We start from the raw sequence: 6948 nt of genomic DNA on the forward strand, positions 1-6948 counted from the left end.
GTTCAAAGGATCACGAGTGAAATGAGTCATCCTGTTTTTTCTCAATAGAGAGCCCTCCGTGTAGGGAGGTAAGGATAACATATCCGCGCCAGCGGATCCAGCCTATTTCAAAGCGGAGCTTTGTCAGGAACATTTTGCGAAGCGAAATGAATCCTGTCGAGATCAATACAAGCAGAAAGTCCATTACGTTAGTAATGGATTTTTTGTTTTACGGAGCACCGAAAGCTTTTACTTTCAGTTAGCAGAGTAAAATAAAAAAACAGCGCGTTAGCGATGGACTTTCTATTTGCAAAGGAGAGTTCAAAGGATCACGAGTGAAATGAGTCATCCTGTTTATTTACAAAGCGGAGCTTTGTCAGCAACATTTTGCGAAGCGAAATGAATCCTGTTTTATTTTGAATTGGAAGTTTAGTAGGGGCACGGAAAACATTTCCGCGCCAGCGAAGGGTTTTGCTTTCAGTGAGCAGAGTAAAATAAATAAACAGCACGGCAGCGATAGACTTTCTATTTGCAAAGGAGAGTTCAAAGGATCACGAGTGAAATGAGTCATCCTGATATTCTCAATAAAGAACCCCGCTTGTAAGTAGTCACGGATAACATATCCGCGCCGGCGGAATTTGAAAAACCAAACTTTTTGTAACATTCCAGAGCTGACAACGTCCTATTCTTAATCAATTAACGTATCAATCAAAACATGAAATCTAATAAAAAAACTGGAAGACTTGTTGGCCTATTGTTTCTGTTCATTTTTGCAACAGGAATTACAGTCTATCAATTTTTACAAAGCCCTGTATTATTTTCAAATGATTTTCTAACTACTGCTTCTGCAAACTCAAATGAAATCATTATATCGACCTTACTTTTATTTCTAAGCGGTATAACCTCTGTTATTATAGCCACAGTTTTATTACCAATATTTAAAGAACATAGCGTCACTTTGGGATTTTTATATTTATCATTTAGTATTCTGGGTTTTATAGCTATATCAATTGACAATATAAGTGTTCTATCTATGTTAGAATTTAGTCTAGCGTATACTAAAAATGCAATTGGCAATTCTGACATTATAAATACATTAGGTACTGTGTTTTATAAAAAACATTGGTGGACACACTACTTGAGTCTGCTTATTTCTTGCTTCCCTGTTTTTATTTTATACTATACATTGTACATGTCCAAATTAATTCCAAAAGTCATTTCAATTGTTGGTATTATAGCTGTAATTCTTATGTTTGTTGAAATATTATTTTCGATTTTTGGAAACAGCATTAGTATGAATATGCTTCTTCCAATAGGGCTCATTCAACTAATTCTTCCTCTTTGGTTAATTTTCAAAGGATTGAATTCGTCAGTTTTAGAAACGGAAATGAAATAACGAAATTTAGTTAGAAAAGACTACACATAACAAGGGCTATGATTCATCACGCCTATGGCGTGAACAAATCAAAGCAAAGACGGTTGCAGCACATTCCTAAAATCAGACTTTTCATAAATTTTATATCTTTATAATTAGTTAATAACCAACTAAATATAAAATTATGAAATTAAAAATGACATTTGCCTTGATTATGATTCTCGGAATTGTAATTACAGGATGTAAGCAAAAAGAAGAAAAAGTTGAAGTTGAGGAAGTTAAAATTGATTTAATTAATGATGAATTTCCTGAAGCAAAACAAGAATTATTGGAAACATGGGATGCTATTGTGCAAAGTCTTAAGGATGGAGATATGGATAAACTTATTGCTTTTCATGCTTATAGTCCAAAATTCACTGAATTTAAAAACGGGGCGCCGCGCAATGGAAGTGAAGCTAATGAAGAATTTGAACGCAATACTTTTGGCGCTGTTACTGAGATAGTGAAATTCGACACTAAAGATATGCAAGTTGCAGTGTATGGTGATGTGGCCAATGTAACCTTTCATTCTGATTTTCATCTCAAATTTGGTGAAGATCTAGTTGTTGTTAACGACCAAATTTCGTTATTATTTGTGAAGACAGATAATGGTTGGAAAATTGTTAGCGAGCACCATTCACCTCTGAAAATAGAAGAAAGTTAAAAACGTACTACAACAACATATACAATAAATAGCTCATAAAGCGCAAGTCATCAAAGCTTGCGCTTTTAGAATACATTTATGCCGACTGAAAAGTTAATGAACAAAACTCGCTACTTTTCATATACAAGACCGTTGTGCATAATATGAAAAGGCTTCTTTCAATATTCTAAATCGCCACTCTGCATTCATGTTATCTATTTAATGAAAATGCAATAATCCTTGAAATAGTAAACAATTCAAACACAACAATAACAAACATAATATTTACTACCACTAAATTTTTGGAAACCATTGAAATTGAGAAATTAAATCCGAAGCAAGGTATTTCTGATTTCTTTTCAATGAAAAACAACCACTCTGAACGAAGTAAAATGAAAAAACAGCGCGGCAGCGATGGACTTTCTATTTGCAAAGGGAAGTTCTAAGGATCAAGAGTGAAACGAGTCATCCTGTTTATCTCATTACAGAACACTGCTTATTAGGAGGCACGGATAACATATCCGCGCCAGCGGAGATGTCAATCCCCAGAATTGTACTATTTTTATTCATACATTAAGTATTTGGAAAGAACAAACTATCTCAGTACAGCAACCTCAAAACAGGCTCTAATAGGCCTAAAGAACTGATCGTACTTGGACAGTAAAAAGAGTGGGGATTTTCTATGTTGACGGAATCTGAAGTTCCTACGGCTATTATAACCTTACTCCACTCTTTTTGTTCTTTCTGATTATGACTTTAATTTAAGCGAAGTAAACTTAGGATGGCTATAACATGCTTTCGGCAGGTTTACAGGCCTAAGGAATGCAGGTTCGGCACTACTTTGAAACTTTCCTGAAATTTCCTACATTTATTGAAACAAAATAAATAGTAAACGTCTGGGACTCGATGCAGTCTAAGCCAAAACCAGTAGGTAACGTATGAAGGATAAAATTGTATATATATGTTTATTAATTCTTTTAAGCACCTCGTGCAAAGAGCAAACTTTTCAAGCCGACGATATAATTCTGCATTGTTATGATTCAAAATATCAGAAGGAAGGCTATGACATAAAAACCATTATTGACGATTATGAAAAGTTATTAATCAAAGAAGGCATCTTAAGAGATAATTCCGGAAAGAGTTATTTGGAGGTGATGCAAAAAATAAACTCGGACAAAGACTTCAGTATAGCGTCTTCAACCTTTATGGACTACGACCCATTCTTAAAAGTAGATAATGAAACCAAACTGGCCCTATTTGAGTGTGAGAATGAAATGATTGAATTGGCAAAGGAAAAGGATTCAAGATGGCATAAGCTTTCAGTCAATTTGGAATCACCGGAATTAAAAGAAAATCCGGACCTTATTTATCAGGACATGGTGGAAGCCTTATCCGAAAATGAGCTAGACTCGTATTATTTCAGACTTAAAATGTTTCATTTATTTGATATGGTAAATTCAAAATGGGGAAACCGGTCCTTGATGCCAACAGTTTCAACTGAATAACAAATCTATACGTCACTTAACAACGCATATCCCCTATTGCTCCTGGAGGCTTGACTTAAATTCTTATCTTGGGTTTTAAATAAATGATTCTCGCCAATGTCTTTGTCGTAAAGCGCCAGGGCACAATTAGCCTTACGAAATATCCGAAGCCATGTGTGTTATTAAATGAATACAACAGATATTGCCTGAATGCCTAACGAAATGTTATGTATCATCTTCGAGATATAATTTAAATTATGCCATTGATTAGCCATTTATATTTAGGTGGGAGCCGCTGAAGACATAAATAAATAAATCTATCATCTATTTCTTAAGCATTTTAGGAGAACTAGAATAACCAAAATAATTGTTTAATGCGAATTTTAATTTTTTTAATCTTACTAACGACTTGTATGTCCAATTCCAATAAAAATTCAGAGAGTCGAAAGATTGCCGACAATGATCTGAAATCTGACTCGACCCGAATGATGCTTTATAGCTTTCCCGAACAAGGTAAAGGCAAATGGCGCATACAAGATGATGTAGTCATGGGCGGGCGATCCGATAGTCAGTTAAAAATAACAGACAAAAATCTTGCGCATTTCTCCGGTCGCGTTTCTTTAGAAAATAATGGCGGTTTTTGTTCGATTCATCAAACTGTAGAAAAGAGCCCTTACATTATTCCGGATAAAGCAACGGCATTTTTATTGCTTTTGAATGGGGATGGCAAAGACTACAACTTCCGGGTTAGAACACGAAATGGACGTTACTCGTACGGTTTTACTTTTACTACCAAGGGTGACCGCAATTGGGAAACTATCTCTATTCCGTTTAACATGATGGAAGCGATGTACCACGGTGAACCAGTAAAAGTACCTAATTATGCCGGAGAAAATGTCGTTGAAATGCAATTACTAATTGGTAACCAAAAAGAAGAAACTTTTGAAATTTTGATAGAATCTATAGAGGTTATCTAATCTAGATATTTCAAAGAAAACTTTAATTCAAATTGGCTTAGAACATAGACGGTTGGCGGCAGGTGTACATGACCAAGGAAGGTAGTTTCATTGCTTCATTATTAATTCCTTTTTTTTAAAAACAATATTGCCTTAAACACCTCTGGCCCTTATGTAGGCGGCAAACATGGCCCAAACCGTTATCCATAAATGACTTCCACCAGATTAACGTGATATTATTTATTACCCTTTAATAGAATAAAAGAAAATAAAAAACCCATCAAATTTAGATGGATTTTAAATTGTTCTTTAGTGAAAACTTAATTATTCATTAGAACCAATGTCACCTTGCGCTACAATGGTTGCTAATTGGGAAGCACTCAGATGTACATTTATGTATCCATTAAAAGTTAAAATCTCGTCATAGGTAATAGCGGTACTATTATCCAGGGTTTCCACTTGGGTATTACTAATTCCGGTGTCACCGTCTACAACATTAAAAGTAAATGCAATTCCGCCTCCTGTTGCGGCATTATTATTGTGTATGTGTGCAGGATGCATTCCTCCTTCTGGTGTATTTTGAATTTCCAAAATAGCCAATGCAGTTCCATTGACTCTTTTAAGGAAAGTAGCCGTTCCTGAAATTGTCGGAACGTCTTTTTCAGCTAAGGTGTATACTTTCGATTCTCCTGTCAGGTCATTCTGACCTATATCTCCCTGAGCAACGATAGTCCCTAATTCACTGGCACTTAAATGAACGTTTACGTAAGCATCTAAACCTTCTATAGCCGCATAAGTCAGGGCCGAACCATCGTCAAATGCAGCCACATTGGTAACACTGACCCCTGTATCTCCATTAACCGGATTAAAAGAAAAGAGTATTCCTCCACCTTCTGCGGCGGTATTCGCATGAATATGCGCCGGATGTTCTCCTCCATCAGGAGTTCCACTTAACACTATCTCAGCTAAAGCTTCTCCATTTATTCTTTCAGAAAACGTTACGTTTCCAGAAATTCCCGGTACATCTTTTTCAGCTAAATCGTATGACGTTGAAGTTCCGGTCAGATCATTCTGACCTATATCTCCCTGAGCAACAATTGTCCCTAATTCACTAGCGCTTAAATGAACGTTTACGTAAGCATCTAAACCTTCTATAGCCGCATAAGTCAGGGCCGAACCATCGTCAAATGCAGCCACATTGGTTGCACTTACCCCCGTATCTCCATTAACCGGATTAAAAGAGAAGAGAATACCCCCACCTTCTGCGGCAGTATTCGCATGAATATGTGCCGGATGTTCTCCTCCATCAGGAGTTCCACCTAATACTATCTCGGCTAAAGCTTCTCCGTTTATTCTTTCAGAAAACGTTACGTTTCCAGAAATTCCCGGTACATCTTTTTCGGATAAATCGTATGACGTTGAAGTTCCGGTAAGATCATTTTGACCTATATCGCCTTGAGCAACAATAGTACCTAATTGACTGGCACTTAAGTGGACGTTGATATATCCGTCAAAAGTTAATAATTCAGCATACGTAATTGTTGATCCGTCATCTAAAGCTGAAATTGTGATTTCACTTTGTCCTGTGTCTCCATTAACAGCTTCTAATGATACCGCAATGCCTCCACCTTCTGCGGCCGTGTTAAAATGTATGTGCGCCGGATGTACTCCTCCTGCCGGAGTTCCTGTAAGATCTAAAATAATAGTGGTAGAGGCATCTGTATTTTCTACAAAGGTTGCCGTCCCTGAAATTCCGGCGACATCTTTTGTTGATAAATCATAAATCGTAGTATTTCCAGACGGTTCCGGACCCATTACACCATCATCATCACTACAACTGAAAGATAATAATGTGAGTACTCCCGTAAGTACAATTGAATAAATTTTTTTCATAGCTTTTTTTGTTTAATTTTCTCTCCATAAAGTTAAACAAATATTTTGTGGCCAATTTGCTGATTGCTATTTTAACACATAATTAACCCGTTAAACAAAAATGATTGAAAACCACAAAAGTGCCTATTTTACTTATAATCAAGTAATTAATTAGGATATTATACAGAATACCCATCCTATTATCTATTTTCTCTGTAAAAAAGAGTACAATGGAGAATATTGACCAAATATGTGCGGATTAAAAGCTATTTAATGAAAATAACGAAAGCGCAACAAAGGCTCCAATGAAAAGCTGGAATTTACTGAGAGTCTCAACAGAACAATATCGCGAAGAAATCAAAAACAAGGTAAAAAAGCCTCCGCAAAAACATTAAAAGAACTGATTCTTCCATCGCACACAACATCCAGTTAAAACTGAAATTGAGGTATTTAATTACCTAAATCCTACAATAATTCTTTACTTTTGCGTTTTGGCGATCAGAAAAGAACAATGGATTACAAAAAACAGCTTGGTAAAAATATAGTAGCATTTTGGCTCTTTGCAGCCTTCATGTTTCCTACTGCCGTTCAGTTTTTGCA

5 protein-coding genes are annotated in these 6948 nt (G+C 36.0%); 4 read left to right on the forward strand and 1 reads right to left on the reverse strand.

Going from position 1 to position 6948, the window contains the following annotated elements; translation table 11 throughout:
- Nucleotides 1-694 precede the first annotated feature (694 nt).
- The 4 genes from WBM49_RS12170 to WBM49_RS12185 all read left to right on the forward strand — a co-directional run bounded on the left by WBM49_RS12170 (nucleotide 695) and on the right by WBM49_RS12185 (nucleotide 4497).
- Nucleotides 695-1375, forward strand: coding sequence for a DUF4386 domain-containing protein (locus WBM49_RS12170; protein WP_424372324.1), 681 nt, complete (start codon nucleotides 695-697; stop codon nucleotides 1373-1375).
- Nucleotides 1376-1538: 163 nt separating this feature from the next.
- Nucleotides 1539-2057 carry a YybH family protein gene (locus tag WBM49_RS12175; protein WP_424372325.1) on the forward strand — a complete coding sequence of 173 codons (519 nt, stop codon included), beginning with the start codon at nucleotides 1539-1541 and terminating at the stop codon, nucleotides 2055-2057.
- A 917-nt stretch (nucleotides 2058-2974) separates the two neighbouring features.
- Entirely contained in the window at nucleotides 2975-3541 is a 567-nt protein-coding gene (locus WBM49_RS12180) for a hypothetical protein (RefSeq protein ID WP_424372326.1), read from the forward strand.
- A 392-nt stretch (nucleotides 3542-3933) separates the two neighbouring features.
- Nucleotides 3934-4497 carry a CIA30 family protein gene (locus tag WBM49_RS12185; protein ID WP_424372327.1) on the forward strand — a complete coding sequence of 188 codons (564 nt, stop codon included), beginning with the start codon at nucleotides 3934-3936 and terminating at the stop codon, nucleotides 4495-4497.
- 303 nt (nucleotides 4498-4800) lie between these two features.
- Here WBM49_RS12185 and WBM49_RS12190 read toward each other — a convergent pair whose 3' ends face one another.
- Nucleotides 4801-6291: a hypothetical protein gene (locus WBM49_RS12190; RefSeq protein ID WP_424372328.1), complete on the reverse strand. Its 1491-nt coding sequence runs from the start codon at nucleotides 6289-6291 to the stop codon at nucleotides 4801-4803.
- Between the last annotated feature and the right edge of the window lie 657 nt (nucleotides 6292-6948).

Source organism: Muriicola sp. (assembly GCF_049669965.1).
Taxonomy (GTDB): domain Bacteria; phylum Bacteroidota; class Bacteroidia; order Flavobacteriales; family Flavobacteriaceae; genus Muriicola.